The sequence below is a fragment of the Sphingomonas flavida genome, assembly GCF_036663655.1.
Classification (GTDB): Bacteria; Pseudomonadota; Alphaproteobacteria; order Sphingomonadales; family Sphingomonadaceae; genus Sphingomonas.
Window position 1 is genome coordinate 17,749 of sequence record NZ_JAXOJH010000025.1, and the last position, 15,629, is coordinate 33,377.

At 63.5% G+C, this 15,629-nt stretch carries 15 protein-coding genes and 1 riboswitch; of the genes, 8 read left to right on the top strand and 7 right to left on the bottom strand.

Annotation, left to right across the window (positions count from 1 at the left end):
- Window positions 1–151 precede the first annotated feature (151 nt).
- On the top strand, window positions 152–3,190 hold the full coding sequence (gene traA, locus U1703_RS17705) for a Ti-type conjugative transfer relaxase TraA (protein WP_332786788.1): 3,039 nt from the start codon (window positions 152–154) through the stop codon (window positions 3,188–3,190).
- Between the two features lie 52 nt (window positions 3,191–3,242).
- On the top strand, window positions 3,243–3,929 hold the full coding sequence (locus U1703_RS17710) for a DUF6118 family protein (protein WP_332786785.1): 687 nt from the start codon (window positions 3,243–3,245) through the stop codon (window positions 3,927–3,929).
- A 119-nt stretch (window positions 3,930–4,048) separates the two neighbouring features.
- Here the strand turns inward: U1703_RS17710 and U1703_RS17715 are convergent, their stop codons facing one another.
- The 5 genes from U1703_RS17715 to U1703_RS17735 all read right to left on the bottom strand — a co-directional run bounded on the left by U1703_RS17715 (window position 4,049) and on the right by U1703_RS17735 (window position 9,093).
- Window positions 4,049–4,966, bottom strand: a complete 918-nt coding sequence (locus tag U1703_RS17715) for an S-4TM family putative pore-forming effector (RefSeq protein ID WP_332786786.1) — start codon at window positions 4,964–4,966, stop codon at window positions 4,049–4,051.
- Window positions 4,967–4,975: 9 nt separating this feature from the next.
- Window positions 4,976–6,442: an SMODS domain-containing nucleotidyltransferase gene (locus tag U1703_RS17720; RefSeq protein WP_332786787.1), complete on the bottom strand. Its 1,467-nt coding sequence runs from the start codon at window positions 6,440–6,442 to the stop codon at window positions 4,976–4,978.
- A gap of 171 nt (window positions 6,443–6,613) precedes the next feature.
- A complete protein-coding gene (locus tag U1703_RS17725) occupies window positions 6,614–7,183 on the bottom strand; it encodes a recombinase family protein (RefSeq protein WP_110150398.1) in 570 nt (189 codons plus the stop codon).
- 142 nt (window positions 7,184–7,325) lie between these two features.
- Entirely contained in the window at window positions 7,326–7,778 is a 453-nt protein-coding gene (locus tag U1703_RS17730; RefSeq protein ID WP_204200589.1) for a DUF190 domain-containing protein, read from the bottom strand.
- A complete protein-coding gene (locus tag U1703_RS17735; RefSeq protein WP_042489218.1) occupies window positions 7,735–9,093 on the bottom strand; it encodes a voltage-gated chloride channel family protein in 1,359 nt (452 codons plus the stop codon). The genes U1703_RS17730 and U1703_RS17735 overlap by 44 nt, the downstream gene beginning before the upstream one ends.
- Window positions 9,094–9,116: 23 nt before the next feature.
- Window positions 9,117–9,193, bottom strand: a riboswitch (Fluoride riboswitch).
- A gap of 163 nt (window positions 9,194–9,356) precedes the next feature.
- On the opposite strand from U1703_RS17735, the gene U1703_RS17740 reads away from it, so the two are divergent.
- Genes U1703_RS17740 through U1703_RS17755 form a run of 4 tightly spaced genes read left to right on the top strand, consistent with a single transcriptional unit; the run spans window position 9,357 to window position 12,441 of the window.
- Window positions 9,357–9,722: a DUF305 domain-containing protein gene (locus U1703_RS17740; protein ID WP_219994278.1), complete on the top strand. Its 366-nt coding sequence runs from the start codon at window positions 9,357–9,359 to the stop codon at window positions 9,720–9,722.
- 1 nt (window position 9,723) lies between these two features.
- Window positions 9,724–11,163, top strand: a complete 1,440-nt coding sequence (locus U1703_RS17745; RefSeq protein WP_007406255.1) for a YncE family protein — start codon at window positions 9,724–9,726, stop codon at window positions 11,161–11,163.
- A 1-nt stretch (window position 11,164) separates the two neighbouring features.
- Window positions 11,165–11,674: an RNA polymerase sigma factor gene (locus tag U1703_RS17750; RefSeq protein WP_007406239.1), complete on the top strand. Its 510-nt coding sequence runs from the start codon at window positions 11,165–11,167 to the stop codon at window positions 11,672–11,674.
- A complete protein-coding gene (locus U1703_RS17755; RefSeq protein WP_007406229.1) occupies window positions 11,671–12,441 on the top strand; it encodes an anti-sigma factor family protein in 771 nt (256 codons plus the stop codon). Before U1703_RS17750 ends, U1703_RS17755 begins: the two co-directional genes overlap by 4 nt.
- A 51-nt stretch (window positions 12,442–12,492) precedes the next feature.
- On the opposite strand, the gene U1703_RS17760 is transcribed toward U1703_RS17755, so the two are convergent.
- Together U1703_RS17760 and U1703_RS17765 are read right to left on the bottom strand one after the other, a co-directional pair.
- A complete protein-coding gene (locus tag U1703_RS17760) occupies window positions 12,493–13,005 on the bottom strand; it encodes an MgtC/SapB family protein (protein ID WP_007406274.1) in 513 nt (170 codons plus the stop codon).
- On the bottom strand, window positions 13,002–14,069 hold the full coding sequence (locus tag U1703_RS17765; protein ID WP_007406227.1) for a molybdopterin-dependent oxidoreductase: 1,068 nt from the start codon (window positions 14,067–14,069) through the stop codon (window positions 13,002–13,004). The genes U1703_RS17760 and U1703_RS17765 overlap by 4 nt, the downstream gene beginning before the upstream one ends.
- Before the next feature lie 146 nt (window positions 14,070–14,215).
- On the opposite strand from U1703_RS17765, the gene U1703_RS17770 reads away from it, so the two are divergent.
- Window positions 14,216–15,088: a LysR family transcriptional regulator gene (locus U1703_RS17770; protein ID WP_007406272.1), complete on the top strand. Its 873-nt coding sequence runs from the start codon at window positions 14,216–14,218 to the stop codon at window positions 15,086–15,088.
- The coding region (locus U1703_RS17775) for an SLAC1 family transporter (RefSeq protein ID WP_503676843.1) at window positions 15,085–15,629 on the top strand (545 nt) is incomplete at its 3' end. The genes U1703_RS17770 and U1703_RS17775, both read left to right, overlap by 4 nt.

Below are 15,629 nucleotides of genomic sequence, written 5' to 3' on the forward strand. Positions count from 1 at the left end.
GTCCGTAGCATCCTAGCACCCCGGCCACGTGGGTAAAGCCGCAACCGTGCAGAAGAACCAGCAAGTCAATCAGGAGATGCGGAGCAGATCGTGAGTGCGCGCTTATACGTCGTTGCCGACGTGCGCTAAGAAGTGCATCATGGCGGTTGCGATGGCGATCTACCATTTCAGCGCCAAGGTCATCAGCCGTGCGAACGGCTCCAGCGCGGTTGCGTCTGCCGCGTATCGTTCCGCATCCGAGCTGCACGACGAGCGGCTGGGACGTGACCACGACTTCTCGAACAAGGCCGGCGTCATCCACTCCGAGGTGATGTTGCCGCAAGGAGCACCGGAGCGTTTAAACGACCGCACCGTGCTCTGGAACGAGGTTGAGGCAGGAGAGAAGCGCAAGGACGCGCAGCTTGCCCGCGAGGTGGAGTTCTCAATTCCGCGCGAGATGAACGAGAAGCAGGGCATCGCGCTGGCTCGCGATTTCGTCGCCGAGCAGTTCGTGAAGCGCGGGATGGTCGCGGACCTCAACGTGCATTGGGACAAGGCTAAGGACGGCAGTCCGAAGCCGCACGCGCACGTCATGCTGTCGATGCGCGACGTAGGGCCGGACGGGTTCGGGCAGAAGAACCGCGACTGGAACAGCGGGGAGCTGTTGCAGGGCTGGCGTGAGGCGTGGGCAGCCCATGTCAACGAGCGCATGGCCGACCTAGGGCTTGAGGGCCGGATCGATCATCGCAGCCATGCCGATCGGGGCATCGAGCTTGAGCCGCAGCACAAGATCGGCCCGGCGGGCATGCGCCGGCTGGAGCGCGGTGAGGATGCCGAGCGCGCCGATGATCACCGGCGGATCGCGCGTGAGAACGGCGAGAAGATCACGGCCGACCCGCGCATCGCGCTCGACGGCATTACCCGGCAGCAATCTACCTTCACCAGCCGCGACCTTGCCGCGTTCGCGTTCCGTCATTCGGACGGCAAGGATCAGTTCGACCGGGTGATGGCGGCGGTGCGCGCCAGCCCCGAGCTGGTGGCGCTTGGCAGGGACGGGCGGGACCAGGATCGGTTCACCTCCCGCGATATGATCGCGACCGAGGCGCGGCTTGAGAAGGCCGGCGACGAGCTGGCGCGGCGCTGCGATCATAGCGTGTCCGACCGGCAGCGGGCCGGCGCGGTGGAGGCGGCCGAGGGGCGGGGGCTGGTACTGTCCGGCGAGCAGCGCGACGCCTTTGACCATATTACCGGGCGCGACGGGCTGGCGTCGGTCGTCGGCTATGCCGGCACCGGCAAGTCGGCGATGCTGGGCGTCGCGCGCGAGGCATGGGAGCGCGAAGGCTACCAAGTACGCGGGGCGGCGCTGTCCGGGATCGCGGCCGAGAATCTGGAGGGCGGATCGGGGATCGCGTCGCGCACCATTGCCAGTCTTGAGCATGGCTGGGCGCAAGGCCGCGACCAGCTCGGGCCGAAGGACGTGCTGGTGGTGGACGAGGCCGGCATGATCGGCACCCGCCAGATGGAGCGGGTGCTGTCACATGCCCGTGATGCCGGTGCCAAGGTGGTGCTGGTAGGTGACCCCGAGCAGCTTCAGGCGATCGAGGCGGGCGCGGCGTTCCGGTCAATCACCGAGCGGCATGGCGCAGCCGAGATCACGGAGATTCGCCGGCAGCGCGAGGACTGGCAGAAGGAGGCGACACGGGCCTTTGCCACCGGCCGGACGGTCGAGGCGCTGGACGCCTATGCGGCGCACGGCATGGTCCATGCGGCCGACACGCGCGAGGCGGCCCGGGCCGGGCTGGTGGACCGCTGGGACCGGGATCGTCAGGCCGAGCCGGACAAGACCCGCATCATGTTCACCCATACCAACGCCGAGGTGCGCGAACTCAACCAGGAGGCGCGCGAGCGGGTGCGGGCGAGCGGCGAGCTGGGCGAGGACCGGACCGTCGCGGCCGATCGGGGCGAGCGCGACTTCGCGGCCGGGGACCGGATCATGTTCCTGCGCAACGAGCGGTCGCTGGGCGTGAAGAACGGCACACTCGGCACACTGGAGCGGATCGAGGACGGGCGCATGGGCGTCCGGTTGGACGGCGGGCGCAGCGTCGCCTTCGACCTGAAGGATTATGCCGCGGTCGATCACGGCTATGCGGCGACGTTCGGCAAGTCGCAGGGCGTATCCGTCGATCGCGGGCACGTGCTGGCGACACCGGGCATGGATCGGCACAGCAGCTATGTCGGGATGACGCGGCATCGCGACGACGTGCAGCTCCACTACGGCCGCGACGACTTCGCCGACCAGGGCCGGCTTGCGCGCGTGCTGTCGCGCGACCGGTCGAAGGACATGGCCGGCGACTATGCACCGGAGCGGAGCGAGCAGGATCATGCCCGCGCCTTCGCCGACCGGCGCGAGATCCGGTTTCCGGAACTCGCGCGCCAGATAGTCGAGAAGGTGCGCGACAAGGCGCGCGGCATGTTTGCCGGATTCAGGCCGAAGCCCGGCAGGGAGCAAGGGGGGCCGATTAACACCGGTGCTATGTCCCCCCTTGGCGACCGAAGCCGTGAAAGGGGGGCAATTAACACCGGTGACAGACCGGGGCTGGGCAATCGGAACCCTGGAAGGGGTGCGATTAACACCGCAGCCTTGTCCTCGCGTGAGATGCTGCCCGAACAGGCAACGGCGATTCGGCGCTATGCGCGCGCCGCTGCCGATATCCACCGCATGCGCGAGCAGGGTCTGCCGGTCTTGCCGCATCAGGAGAGCGCATTGCGACGAGCTGGCGAGGGAGTGGATGGCAGTGTTAATCGCCCCCATGCCTCTCATGACCTCGCATCAGCGCTGGCGCGTGATCCGAACCTGATCGAACAGGCGGCGAGCGGCAACACGGCAGGCGCGGCACGTGCGATGGCCGAGGAGCAGCGTGTCCGCCTTGATCCGGACGCGCGCGCAGATCGGTTTGTCGAAGGCTGGCAGGCAATGCAGCGCCAGCGTGCCGGGCTGGAGCGCGCCGGCGACACCGTCGGTGCCGAACGGTTGCAGGCACGGATGGAGAATGCGGCGGGGGGGCTTGCCCGCGATCCGCAGCTCGAATCCGCGCTGCGCCGTCGTGCGCCCGAGCTGAAGCTGGACATGCGGCGCGAGCGGTCGATCGGCGACGCGCTGGCGCGGTCGATCGAACCGGGCCGGGAGCGTGACAGAGGTATGAGCCGGTAGGGTTCGTGCTTTCGGGTAGGTTCGTGCTTTCGCGCGGGAAAGAGGGGGCGACATGGACGAGGACGATCACGAACAGGATGCGGCAGCGGAAGCGTTCGAGGGCGTGCGGGGTGAGCTGGCATTGCTCCGGCGCGCGATCGAAGGGATTGCTGCCCGTGACGACCGGCCCGAACCGCCCGACTATAGCGAGACGCTAGGCCAGATCACGAAGCTGGCGACCGCCACCTACCAGCGTGCCGAAATTCTGAGGAAGGCGGCGGAGGAAGAGACGGTCGCGCGCCAGGTCGCGGCCCGGATCACCGGGGCCGTTGCCGAGGACCGGCAGGCGGTGAAAACCGCGGCCGGCGAGCTGCGCGACGCAACGCGCGTGTTGCAGGGTGTTGCCGTGTCAGCACGCCGCGGTGACGAGCAGAACCGCTGGCTGGCGTGGACGGCGATCGGCGGGATCGTCGTCGGCATAATCGCGTGGGCTGTGTTTGCCGGCATCGTCGCTCGTGCCGTCCCGGCGAGCTGGCAATGGCCTGAGAAGATGGCAGCGCGCACGCTCGCCATGCCGATGTGGGAGGGCGGGCAACGCATGATGCGGACCGCCGCGCCTGATGCTTTCGCCAATATCGCGGCGGGTGATCGAATTGTCACCGCCAATCGTCAGGCGATGGAGGCGTGCCAGAAACGTGCGGACCGGACGGCGAATCCGGTTCGCTGTATCATAAAGGTGAATACAGGTGCGACAAAGTAGGAGAGAAGAATAAGCGAAACCACGCTTCGACGCCGATCGAAAAATCCGTAACTTGGAACCTGCAAGGACGGGGAAGCGCCTTGCAAGGCATGAAGCTGATAACGAAGCCGACGTGCACCTTATAGACCCGCTTTATCCACCCAGTAAGCAGCTCCAGCGTGCATGTCGCGCTCGGCGTCCGGACGTCTATATTTGTAGATACCAGGCAGCAGAAGAACGGTCGTAGCCCGGCGGCTGAATATCGCGTTTTGCATCAACCGAGATTGAAAGCGGCATTCCTCATCATCACAGCCATGATCAATTACCTTCGCTATCAGCTTCTCAGCCTCGGTTGTAATCGGCGCATTCGCGTCGATAGCATCGATCTGACGAAAGCGCTCCCGTAGTGCCCAGAATAAGAACGGTGCAGAAGGGACCCAACCTGCGAGTACGAAATCCGCAAAAGTCGCAGTGCTAAACATACCGATGGCTAATACGAAGACGGCAATAGCGACCGCACCGGTATTAATGATCGTCACGTAAAGTGATCGTAAGTCACTATCGTAAGATAGATTAGTCCGCTGACAGATGGCTCTCGCCAAGCCTAACGGCGCACGATCAACCTCGTTAGAATACCAGTCCTTGATCGGATTTGGGTTTTTTAACTTATCCCACCTTCTAACCGAGCGGTCTGTCTCCTCGGGTGTAGGCTGCTTACCCGCCGCTAAGCCGTTCCAGTCCAACTCAAAAAGGTGAACGTCCAGAAGTTCGCTTGCTCGTGCTGCCATCTTCAATGATTTGCGGTATTGACGATCGATCCAGGAAATATCGAGAAGAGTTGTGCAGACAGCAAAGAACGATATCCAGGGCTTTGAAGCTGGAATGAATAATCCAAGCGTAATTACAAGGATTGGTGCTGCCAGAACGGTAACCAACTGCGCGAGCTGCCACCGTCCCGCTACAATCCAACGCCACTGTCTGGCTTTCAATAGTCTCTGTGCTTCAGGCAGATTCTGCCTAGTAGCGATTGTAGAGCGGATATTAGACAGACCGGTCATGCCCTTCCCTTACCGAATGACGACGTGGAACGGTAGGCTCTGTCCGACGAGCTTGCTGTCGCTATCCCGAATGATGAAAGCTTCAGCCAAATGAACTCCGCGATACTCAAGAGGCTCCCAACGGCGGTTGCCCTCTTGGGGAGTTTCAAAACCACCGCGACCCTTCTTCAATGCCAATGCCACAGCACCAGTATTAGTTATCCGATATCGAACAGAGTGACCCGCTGGTAGCCGAGCGCCAGCATTAACCACGACATCGAACCAAACCCCTCCGTTTGGCGGCAACTCTTCGAAATCCGTGAGGGCGTGCTTTTCGGGCGAGTGTCGGGAAGGGCTCCATGACGCAAGAACGGTCACTCGATCAGACACGATATCCGCTCGTGGCCAGATCGGTTGCCTCATATGTTTGGGACGATCGAGGCTAGGGCTCCAAAGCCAGCGTCCGACCTTTCCTACTAGATCAACAATGCGATTGTCATGAGCCGCATCCTCTCTAAGAACGCCTGCCAGCAGAACTCCTTCATCTTCGTCGTACTCAGCGCTTTCGAATGTCTCACTTTTGGTGAGGACATTAACACCCTTGGCAAACCGATCTCCGAATACCTCTCGCCAAGCCTCAACGCTTGCGTACTTGCCCTTTAGGTCAAATGCATGATCAACCTTTTGTCGAAGATCGCTGATGGCTGAGCGTAAATCGGTGTATTGTTGCTGAGTGAGATCAGCGGCAAAATCCTCACTTTTAAGATGCGGGTTCTCAACCTTTGGCTTGTCAGGTCGGTCAGACAGCCACGCATCTAAGCGGCCTACAATCGTCTTTAGTGTTGTTGGGACATCCTTGAACGACGCTTCCCCCGCGTCATACCAATTAATACGATCTGCGATAAGAGTGGTCAGCAAAACCGACGAGCATTTAAAATCGTCCTTAATATCCCTTAGGTACTTTAAAAGACGGGTGACTTTACGAAATGAGTTTGAACCGGAGAATCCGTTCTTTTCCTTAATCCACTCCGTATATAAAACTGGCTCTGACCGCTCAAAGTCGTTATTGCTACTGTTGCAAACCTCCAAGCGGTCTTTTACGAGGCGTCCTCGAACACAAGGGGCAATGTCAATCTTGCGCTGCCCGGCATATGTGATGGTGACGCAATATTCCCAGATATCAGTCTTATCTTTGTAGACGCCGGAACCTTTAAAAACCTTGCCTAATTCCGTGACGTAATCCGTTGCTGACCAGCCCTCTACAGGGTCAACGATGACAAGTAGATCAGCATCGAACTCGCCACCGTCAACGGGGCGTATAATAGTATCGTGCGCCCAAGAACCCTGTTCGATAAAACTCCAGACCCTCGGCTTCCAGTCAGAGGCGCGCACAAAGTCCTTAATGGCTTCCACGCTACTCTCAAGCGTATCAATTCTGGTCTGATTTAGGTTTACAGGTTCTCGCAAGAAATCAGCAAAATGGCCTACCAGCTTCATACCGCCCCATCCCCCTGGAAAGGCGTGATTTTGCCCCTCGGTAACTTGGTGCCGGAAGGTGAGGCGGATTGCCAGAGAGAAGCAATCAACAGCAGGGACAAGCTCAATATCTGTACAGTGGACAGTACGGGTATTGGGAAAAACGATTCAGATGGTGTCAGAACCGTCCGGTTATGACACCGGCTGTCGTTCGCCGGCTGGGAAGTGACGGTAGAAGGTCGAGCGGCCGACTTGCAGCAGTTTGGCAACCTTGGCGGGGCTGTCGCCCGCCGCAAGCAGCTTGCGCGCAGTGTCGAGCATGTCTGGCGTCATCACCGATTTGCGACCCCCGCCGGTGCCACCCTTGGCACGCGCTGCCGCTAGGCCGGCGAGGGTCCGTTCTTTTATCAGCTCGCGCTCCATTTCCGCGACCGAGGCAAGGATATGGAACAGCAGCCGGCCCGATGGCGTGGACGTGTCGAACCCATCCGTCAGCGACCGGAAATCGACCTTGCGCGCCGAGAGGTCGGCCGCCAGTTCGATCAGGCCTTGGATCGAGCGGCCCAACCGATCGAGCTTCCAGATGACCAGCGTGTCGCCGGCCCGCACGAAATTGAGGGCCTCGATCAGGCCGGGCCGGTTCAGCTTTGCGCCGCTCACCTTGTCGGTGAACAGCTTTTCGCACCCAGCTCTGGTCAGCGCATCGGTTTGCAGCGTCAGGTCCTGATCGGACGTCGAGACACGCGCATAACCAACCAGCATGAGTCCCGTTATCCCAACTCGAACAGCGAATTTCGGGACTCATATTTCGGGAACATATTTTGGGAAAGCTCCGGCGTTCATCGGGCGCATTTTTATGCCGGTCCGGTCCGTCCCGTTGGAGGTTCCTTTACGGGAACGCCGATCAGGCTCTGGTTAGCTCAGTTTTGCGCGTGATAGTCCAATGCTCCAGTCGTTTGTAGACGATCACCTTGTCGCCGATCAGATCTCCATGCCGGCGACAGAAGAGGTCGAGCTGATCGCGATCGCCGACCAGTTCGACACAGATCGTCAGATGCGGATCGGCAATTTCCGAGCCGTTCTCCCGGATCGGTTCGTGATTGCTGAAGCCGTAATGGGTATTTTGCGCGACGGCGTTGATGATGCCGTCCGCCTTCGCGGTGCGAATCAGCTCGCGATAGAGCGGCTTTGCCCCCCAGAAGCGACGCGGGCCGATCTTGTCGGACGGTTTCAGATAGATGCGCAGCATCCCGACTTCGCGGTGATGGACGGTGAAACGATTGGGCATGACGGGCTTTCGACAGGAAACAGGATCAGGCGCGCGTGCGCCGGCGAGAAGCGCGGTGCGTGCGGGCATCGCGCAGGGTCGCGTCGGGTGTGAGGTGTGCGGCAGGTACCTTTGGCACAGCGACGCGCTGCGACAGGTAGATGCCGTTGTGGCCTGAGCAGAGGTAGGCGACGAAGCACGCGACTGCGATCGGCACCGCATAGGCCGCGCCGAACAACTCGATCCCCATGAACGTGCAAGCCAGCGGTGTGTTGGCCGCGCCCGCGAACAGCGCGACGAAGCCGATCGCTGCGAATAGCCCCGACGGTACTCCGAACATCGGCGCGAGCGCATTGCCGAGCGCCGCGCCGATAAAGAACAGCGGCGTGACCTCGCCCCCCTTGAAGCCCGCGCTCAGGGTCACGACGGTAAAGAGCAGCTTCAGCGCCCAGCTCCACGAGTGCGTATCGGGACCAAAGAAGCTGGCGATGGTCAGGCTGTCCGGTGTCGCGGCGAGCGTACCCAGGCCAAGATAGTCGCGGGTTCCGAGCAGCCAGACCAGCGCAATCACGGCCAGCCCGCCGATAACGGGTCGTAGTGGGCCATAGGGGATCACGCGCTTCAACCATCCGCCCAGCGCGTGATTGGCCTCGGCAAAGGTCAGCCCGGTCAGACCGAAGGCAATGCCGGCGACACCGGCCTTGGCGACGAGCAGCGCGTCGACCGGCACCAGCGCATCGACATGGTAGACGCCGTGATGAATGCCCCAGGCAAGACAGGTCCAGTCACCGACCAGCGCCGCGACCAGGCATGGCACCAGCGCGCGATACTCGACCCGACCGATCGCCAGCACCTCCAGTGCAAAGACCGCGCCCGCAATCGGCGTCCCGAAGACCGCGCCGAACCCAGCCGCGATCCCGGTCATAAGGAGGGTGCGTGTCGCTTCCGCATCCAATCTGAGCGCGCGTCCAAACCCGCTGGCAAGACTGCCGCCCAACTGCACGGCGGTGCCTTCACGTCCCGCCGATCCCCCGAACAGATGTGTCACGACCGTGCCGAAGAAGATGAGCGGAGCCATGCGCAGCGGCACGCCGCCCCCCGGTTCGTGGATTTGCTCGACGATGAGGTTGTTGCCGCCTTCGACCGAGCGCCCTGTCAGATGGTAGAGCAGTCCGACCACGAACCCGCCGATCGGCAGCAGGTAGAGCAGCCAGGGAAAGGCGAAGCGAAGCCGGGTTACGGCGTCGAGGCTCCGCAGGAAGGCCGCGCAGAGCGTTCCCACCGCTGCGGCCATCGGGACCAGGATCAAAGCCCACCGCAGTACCGACGTGGCATGGGTGCGGCGATCGCGAATGAACGCTGCCATGTTGAACTGGTCATAGAGATTGCGAAATGTCGCGCGCACGATTCCTCCTTGCTGCCTTGCGGCGCCTGGTAGGAATCATCGGCCCTTGCGAGGGCGGTTCGACCGAATGGCCCGGCGGAAATCCATCGCCGTGCCTGCGCATATGCTGTCCGACCGCGACCCGGTCAACCAACCGCAGAAGCATGAGACTATCGTTTTGGTGAGGACCGATAAAATGGCTTTGGCCACGGAATAAACCCCGACGAGCATCGTCTACGCTTTCGAGACCGATGCGCTGGAGGCTTATGCGTAGACGAGATTGGATGCTGGGTCTGACGGCTTCGGCCCTACTTACCGGCGCAGTCGCGGCCGCCCCCGCCGATGGCTACGCTACCATGATGTCTGTCGCGATGGACCGGATGATGGCGGGCATGATGGTCAAGCCGTCCGGTGACGTCGACCGCGACTTCGTGGCGATGATGCTTCCGCATCATCAGGGTGCCATCGATATGGCGGTGGCGGAGCTGCGCTACGGCCATAACGAGCAGCTCAAGCGCATCGCGCAGGAAATCATCATCGATCAGCAGCAGGAGATCGCCGCCATGAAGCTGGCGATCGGCCAGCCGCTACCGCCTTCGACGCCAGCCCCGACGCAGGGCGGCGACCACCATAGCCCTATGGAGCACTGACATGATCCGGACCATCCTGCGCTCGGCCGCCTTGCTGATGAGCGCCGCACCGGGCCTCGCCATGGCCCAGCAGGCGCCGTGGAACGCTAAGGACATGCCCGTCAGCCACCGCGACCGCGTCTATGCGTCTGAACAATTCTCCAACACGGTGTCGGTGACCGACCCGGCCGACAACCGGCTGCTCGGCGTCATCAAACTCGGCGATCCCCAGCCGATGAACTTCTCCCCGCTCTACAAGGGACAGGTGCTGGTTCACGGCCTGGGCTTCTCGCCGGACGGGAAGACCTTGGCGGTCGTGTCGATCGGATCGAACGCCGTGTCGTGGATCGACACCGCCACCAACACCGTCAAGCACACGACCTATGTCGGGCGCAGTCCGCACGAGGCGTTCTTCACGCCGGACGGCAAGGAGGTGTGGGTCACGGTCCGCGGCGAGGATTATATCGCCGTGCTCGACCCCACGACGTACAAGGAGACGGGGCGCATCAAGACGCCCGGTGGTCCGGGCATGACGATCTTCTCTCCCGATGGCCGGTACGGCTATGTCTGCTCTTCGTTCAATCCGGTATTGGCTGTGTTCGATGTCGCGACCCACGCGCAGGTCGGACAGGTGGCGCAGCCAAGCCCCTTCTGCCCCAACATCGCCGCGACGCCGGACGGCAAGCAAGTGTGGTTTACGCTGAAGGACATCGGCAAGACGGTCGCATTCGATGCTCGGCCACCCTTCGCGATCCTGAAGGTGCTGGATACCGGGCCTATCACGAACCATGTCAATTTCGCCCGCACGGCCAAGGGGCAGTTCGCGTATGTGACGGTCGGCGGAGAGAATGTGGTCAAGGTGTTCCGCACGTCCGACTTCACGCCGGTGGCAACAATTCCGGTCGGCAAGATGCCGCACGGTGTTTGGCCATCGGGCGACGGCCGGCGCGTTTATGTCGGGCTAGAGAATTCCGATGAGCTGGCCGCGATCGACACTGCCGGCAACACGGTCGTCGCTACCGTGCCGGTCGGACAGGCACCGCAGGCGATCGCCTATGTGTCGAACGCAGTTCCGACAGGCCCCGGCACCGACAATCTCCAGCCGCTCGGCACAGCGGGCAAGGCGCTGCATCTGACCATGGGGCCGATTGGCGGCAAAGGTACGGCAAGCAGCATCACCCTCTTCGACCAGGGCATCATTCAGGTCGTGCAGAGTGCCGTTACCGGTTTGCAGCCCAAGAAGCCTTACATGCTCGTACTGACCGCCAATGCGGACGGCAGCGGCGCTGTAGAGCCGCTTGCGAACTTCATGAGCAACCCGGCAGGTGCGGCGATCGTCAACGCATCGGGTCCGATCCGCCAGATCGTTCAGGGCAGCACCGCGACACCCCGGCGCTTTCTGGCGGTTGCGGAGGTGGTGAACGGCGCGCCGGGGCGCATCGTGCAGGTGCAGCGCGACTGAGATGGACCCGCTTGCCGCCGCGATCGAACCGCTGATCCCCGGGCTGCGCCGCTATGCCCGGTCGTGGTTGCGCGACCGGGTGATGGCGGATGACGTGGTGCAGGATTGCCTGGAGCGCGCGGTCGGGCGCTGGCGACAGCGACGGGGTGCGGAGGTCCGCCCGTGGGTCTATGCGATCCTGCACAATTTGTTGGTCGATCATCAGCGGCAGCATAGCCGGCGAGGTACGGCGGTTCCGCTCCACCTCGTGGACGACGCCGCGCTCGGCCGCCCGGCCGATCAGGACACAGGCCTGCACCACCGCGACCTGCTGCGCGCGCTTGATGCGTTGCCTGAAGAACAGCGAACGGTGCTGCTCCTGGTCTCGGTCGAGGGCCTGCCCTATGCGGAGGTCGCTGCCGTAGTCGGCGTGCCGCTGGGCACGGTAATGTCGCGCATATCGCGGGGGCGCGACCGTCTGGCGACCCTCCTCCGGGAGGGTGAACGGCCGCGATTGAGGAGCGTGCAATGACCAGCCCGATCGGCGAGGACGATCTGGCCGCATGGATCGATGGCAGGCTGTCGCCCGAGCGGCAGCGCCTGGTCGACGCCTATCTTGAAGGCCAGCCGGACGTGCATGCCCGTGTGCGAGAGCAGGCGGAGCAGGCGCGAGCCCTTGCATCCCTGTTCGCCCCCGTCGCGGATGAACCGATCCCGGCGACGATGCGCGTGGCAGCGATCAGGGGACGGCAACGGCAACCGCGTTGGCAGCTCGCCATCGCCGCGTCACTTCTGCTGGCGTTGGGGTTTGGCGGTGGCTGGTCGAGCGCGCGGTGGAGCGGCGAACCCCGCGCGGGCATCGCGGCGCTGGCCAACGAGGCGAGTGATAATTTCCGTGTCTATGCCGCCGACCGGATACGACCGGCGGAGATCGGCCCCGACCAGCGCGCCATGCTGATCCGATGGACCTCCGCTCGATTGGGTGAGCGCGTCACGATCCCGGACCTCAGCACGGCCGGCTATCGCTATGGCGGGGGGCGACTGGTCGCGACGCCCCACGGCCCTGCGGCACTGCTCCTCTACGACGGACCGCAAGCGTCGAAACTTGCGGTGCTGACGAGGCCCATGCAGATCGACAAGACCGCGAGCATGACCAGCACGTCCAGCGGGACCATGGGCCGGGTCACATGGGCGGTCGACGGGATCGGCTATAGTGTGGTGGGCGAGCGACCCGCGGCCGAACTGCATCCGATCGCCGATGAAGTCCGGCGTCAGGCAGATGCCGCGCTTGTGTCCTGATAGCGCCTTGCCGCCTCCCGGCGCCGACGGGCACCGGGCGGTCCAGCGCGATCACGGCTTGCGCTCGACATCCTTCCTGTCGGTCTCGGCCGGCGTCAGACGGGCTCGCTCGCGGATGCGGCGTTCCAGCGGCGCGCCGACGAACAGGACGAGCATTGCAAGGCTCACCCCGCCGATGATGAGCGGCCACACCGCCAACCCTGCTGCCGCGCCGATCGTGGCTGTCACCCAGATGCACGCGGCGGTCGCCAATCCATGCACTTCCTGACCCTGGCCGACCCGCAGCACCGCACCGGCACCGATGAAGCCGACGCCGGACAGAATGCCCTGCATCGCCCGTCCTGCGGCATCGGCGTTCACGTTCGGCAAGCCACTATGCACGATCGCCTGAACGGCGATGCAACTCGCCAGACCGACCAGACCCAGCGTCCGCAGGCCCATGATCTGCCGGTTCTCACGCGAGCGTTCCCAGCCGAGCACCATCCCGGCCGCGGTCGCCACCACCAGCCGGCCAATCGCATCGATCCAGAAAGCGACGTCCGGTGCCGCTGATGCTTCGATCATTCGACCAGCACGTGAACGTGATGCCAGGCGGTGCACAGATAGCCGGCGAAGTTCCACATCGTATCCGGCCGCTCGGGCTGTCCCTGCCCGGTCTCGTCGAAGGCACGGGCGACAAGGTGCTGGCGTCCCTTGGCAAGTGTGGCGTCAAGGATCCAGCGCCGCCAGCCCCAGCGCGTCTCCGGATCATCGGCGAAGGTCGCCTGTTGCCAGTCGCGACCGCCGTTCACCGACACTTCGATCCGAGAAATACGGCGGTCATAGGCAATGGCATATCCCTCAATCCGCACCTCTCCGGCGGCCAAACTCTCGCCCGCACCGGGCGAGCAGATCGCGGCGTTGAGCGGCATGGCATTGATCGTCAGACCCTGGCTCCAGTCGACGGTGTCGCTCGTCACAGCGGCGGGGAAGAGCTTGTAGTCGTGCGCCTGGATCGGTGCCTCGGAGGGCGTTTCACGCACCTCGATCCGTGTCAGCCATTTGGCGCTGCGGACCCCGGCATAGCCAGGCACCACCATGCGGAGCGGGGCGCCATGTTCGGGCGTCAGCGGCTCGCCATTCATCGCCCAGGCGAGGAGTACGTCGGGCTCCCGCGCCTTGCTCATGGCGATCGATACCCCGAACAAGGCTTCTTCACCCTCCACGTCCACCTCGTCCGCGCCGGTGAACGCCACGAACAGCTCGGACGCATCCGGCGCGCCGACCGCATCGAGCACATCGGCCAAGCGTACGCCGGTCCACTCCGCATTGCCGATCGCGCCTACGTCCCACGGATCGCCGGAGGTGTTGGCGACCTGCTGGAGATCGGTACGCCGGTTGCCGGCGCACTGGAGAACCGCCGTTACCGTGCGCGTGGCAAACGTGCTCTTCAGTTCCTGCACCGAGAAGAAGCGGCTCGCCATGCCCCTCCCGCTCACCTCGATCCGATGATTGGCGGGCAGATCCGGCACTGGCCCGTGGCTGCGCACGTAGAACAGCGCCTGCGGCGTCAGGAACCGCTCGATCAACGCACCGGGCGTCGGCTCGGCATTGTAGGGATCAGAACTGCGCTCGATCATATCGGTCATGGACGATCAAACGTCGCGGGCACGCGTAACGCTTCAAGTCTTCGAGACCATCGCAGACGAAAGGCTGCCGACCATTCCGATATCCAGATTGGAATGACCATATCAAACGGTTGGTCGTATCGATCTAAGTACGCGATATATGCTGCATGACTTTGGAGCAGCTCAGAATATTCGTCGGTGTCGCGGAGCGCGAACACGTCACCAAGGCAGCGGAGGCGCTGAACGTCACGCAGTCTGCTGCCTCCGGGGCGGTTGCGGCCCTCGAAGCGCGCTACGGCGTTCCGCTGTTCCACCGCGTCGGGCGTGGCATCCAGCTTACCGAGGCAGGCCGCGGCTTTCTGGAGGAAGCGCGCGCGGTGCTGGGGCGGGCAGCGCATGCCGAGACGATGCTCGCGGACTATGCCGGGCTCGCGCGTGGTTCGTTGCGGATCGTCGCCAGCCAGACGATCGCGAGCTATTGGTTGCCGGCAAAGCTCGCCGCCTTCCACGAACGCCACCCACAGATCGCGGTCGAGCTGGCGATCGACAACACCGAAGGCGCGGCAGCGCAGGTGTTGAGCGGCGCGGCGGAACTCGGCTTTGTCGAGGGCGAGGTGGACGAACCGGCGCTTGCCCACTGGAATGTCGGGCATGACCCAATGGTGCTGGTCGGCCGCGAGGAAGCCGAACGCATCGACGAGGCCTGGCTGCGCACTACACGCTGGATCGTCCGTGAGCAGGGATCGGGTACGCGCTCGACTTTCGAGGACGTGCTGCGAACGCGCGGGTTTGATCCGGCCCAGCTGACGATAGCGATGACGCTGCCGTCCAACGAGGCGGTGCGCACCGCCGTTGAGGCCGGTGCCGGCGTTGCCGTCTTGTCGCGATTGGTCGTCGCGCGCGCGCTCAAGGCTGGCGATCTCGTCGAGCTGCCGCTCGGGCTGCCCGACCGCGCCTTTCACGCGCTGCGCCACAAGGAACGCTATCGCACCCGCGCGGCCGACGCGCTGACGGATCTCATCAAGGAGCAGGTCGCATGACTGCCGACACGCACTCCGTTCTCAGCGGCCTCAAGCCGCTCAGCCGGCTCGATCACCCCCGCGAGATGATCCGCCAGTTCACGCCCAACTGGTTCGCCGCGACGATGGGCACGGGCATCCTTGCCCTCGCGCTGCCGCAGGTGCCCGGCATCGGGCCTTCGCTTAAACCTGTCGGCGAGGTGTTGTGGTTCTTCAATATCGCGCTCTTCGCGCTGTTCGCCGGCCTCTATGGCGCGCGCTGGGTGATGTTCGGGCACGAGGCGCGGCGCATCTTCGGGCACAACACCGTGTCGATGTTCATCGGGACCATTCCGATGGGGCTGGCGACGATCATCAACGGCTGTCTCGCCTTCGGCATCGCGCGGTTCGGAAATGGCATCGTGCCGGTCGCGCATATCCTGTGGTGGATCGACGTCGCCATGTCGCTCGCCTGCGGCGTGCTGATCCCCTACCTGATGTTTACCCGCCACGAGCACAGCCTGGACGGCATGACCGCCGTATGGCTGCTGCCGGTCGTCGCTGCCGAAGTGGCGGGCGCCAG

Excerpts from the sequence above, each read along its gene's own strand:
- U1703_RS17740 (WP_219994278.1), top strand. The coding sequence starts at position 9,357 with ATGCTGGGTCTGACGGCTTCGGCCCTACTTACCGGCGCAGTCGCGGCC.
- U1703_RS17745 (WP_007406255.1), top strand. The coding sequence starts at position 9,724 with ATGATCCGGACCATCCTGCGCTCGGCCGCCTTGCTGATGAGCGCCGCA.
- U1703_RS17760 (WP_007406274.1), bottom strand. The coding sequence starts at position 13,005 with ATGATCGAAGCATCAGCGGCACCGGACGTCGCTTTCTGGATCGATGCG.
- U1703_RS17770 (WP_007406272.1), top strand. The coding sequence starts at position 14,216 with ATGACTTTGGAGCAGCTCAGAATATTCGTCGGTGTCGCGGAGCGCGAA.
- U1703_RS17730 (WP_204200589.1), bottom strand. The coding sequence starts at position 7,778 with ATGCCCGCACGCACCGCGCTTCTCGCCGGCGCACGCGCGCCTGATCCT.
- U1703_RS17750 (WP_007406239.1), top strand. The coding sequence starts at position 11,165 with ATGGACCCGCTTGCCGCCGCGATCGAACCGCTGATCCCCGGGCTGCGC.
- U1703_RS17715 (WP_332786786.1), bottom strand. The coding sequence starts at position 4,966 with ATGACCGGTCTGTCTAATATCCGCTCTACAATCGCTACTAGGCAGAAT.
- U1703_RS17720 (WP_332786787.1), bottom strand. The coding sequence starts at position 6,442 with ATGAAGCTGGTAGGCCATTTTGCTGATTTCTTGCGAGAACCTGTAAAC.
- U1703_RS17725 (WP_110150398.1), bottom strand. The coding sequence starts at position 7,183 with ATGCTGGTTGGTTATGCGCGTGTCTCGACGTCCGATCAGGACCTGACG.
- U1703_RS17710 (WP_332786785.1), top strand. The coding sequence starts at position 3,243 with ATGGACGAGGACGATCACGAACAGGATGCGGCAGCGGAAGCGTTCGAG.
- traA (WP_332786788.1), top strand. The coding sequence starts at position 152 with ATGGCGATCTACCATTTCAGCGCCAAGGTCATCAGCCGTGCGAACGGC.
- U1703_RS17755 (WP_007406229.1), top strand. The coding sequence starts at position 11,671 with ATGACCAGCCCGATCGGCGAGGACGATCTGGCCGCATGGATCGATGGC.
- U1703_RS17765 (WP_007406227.1), bottom strand. The coding sequence starts at position 14,069 with ATGACCGATATGATCGAGCGCAGTTCTGATCCCTACAATGCCGAGCCG.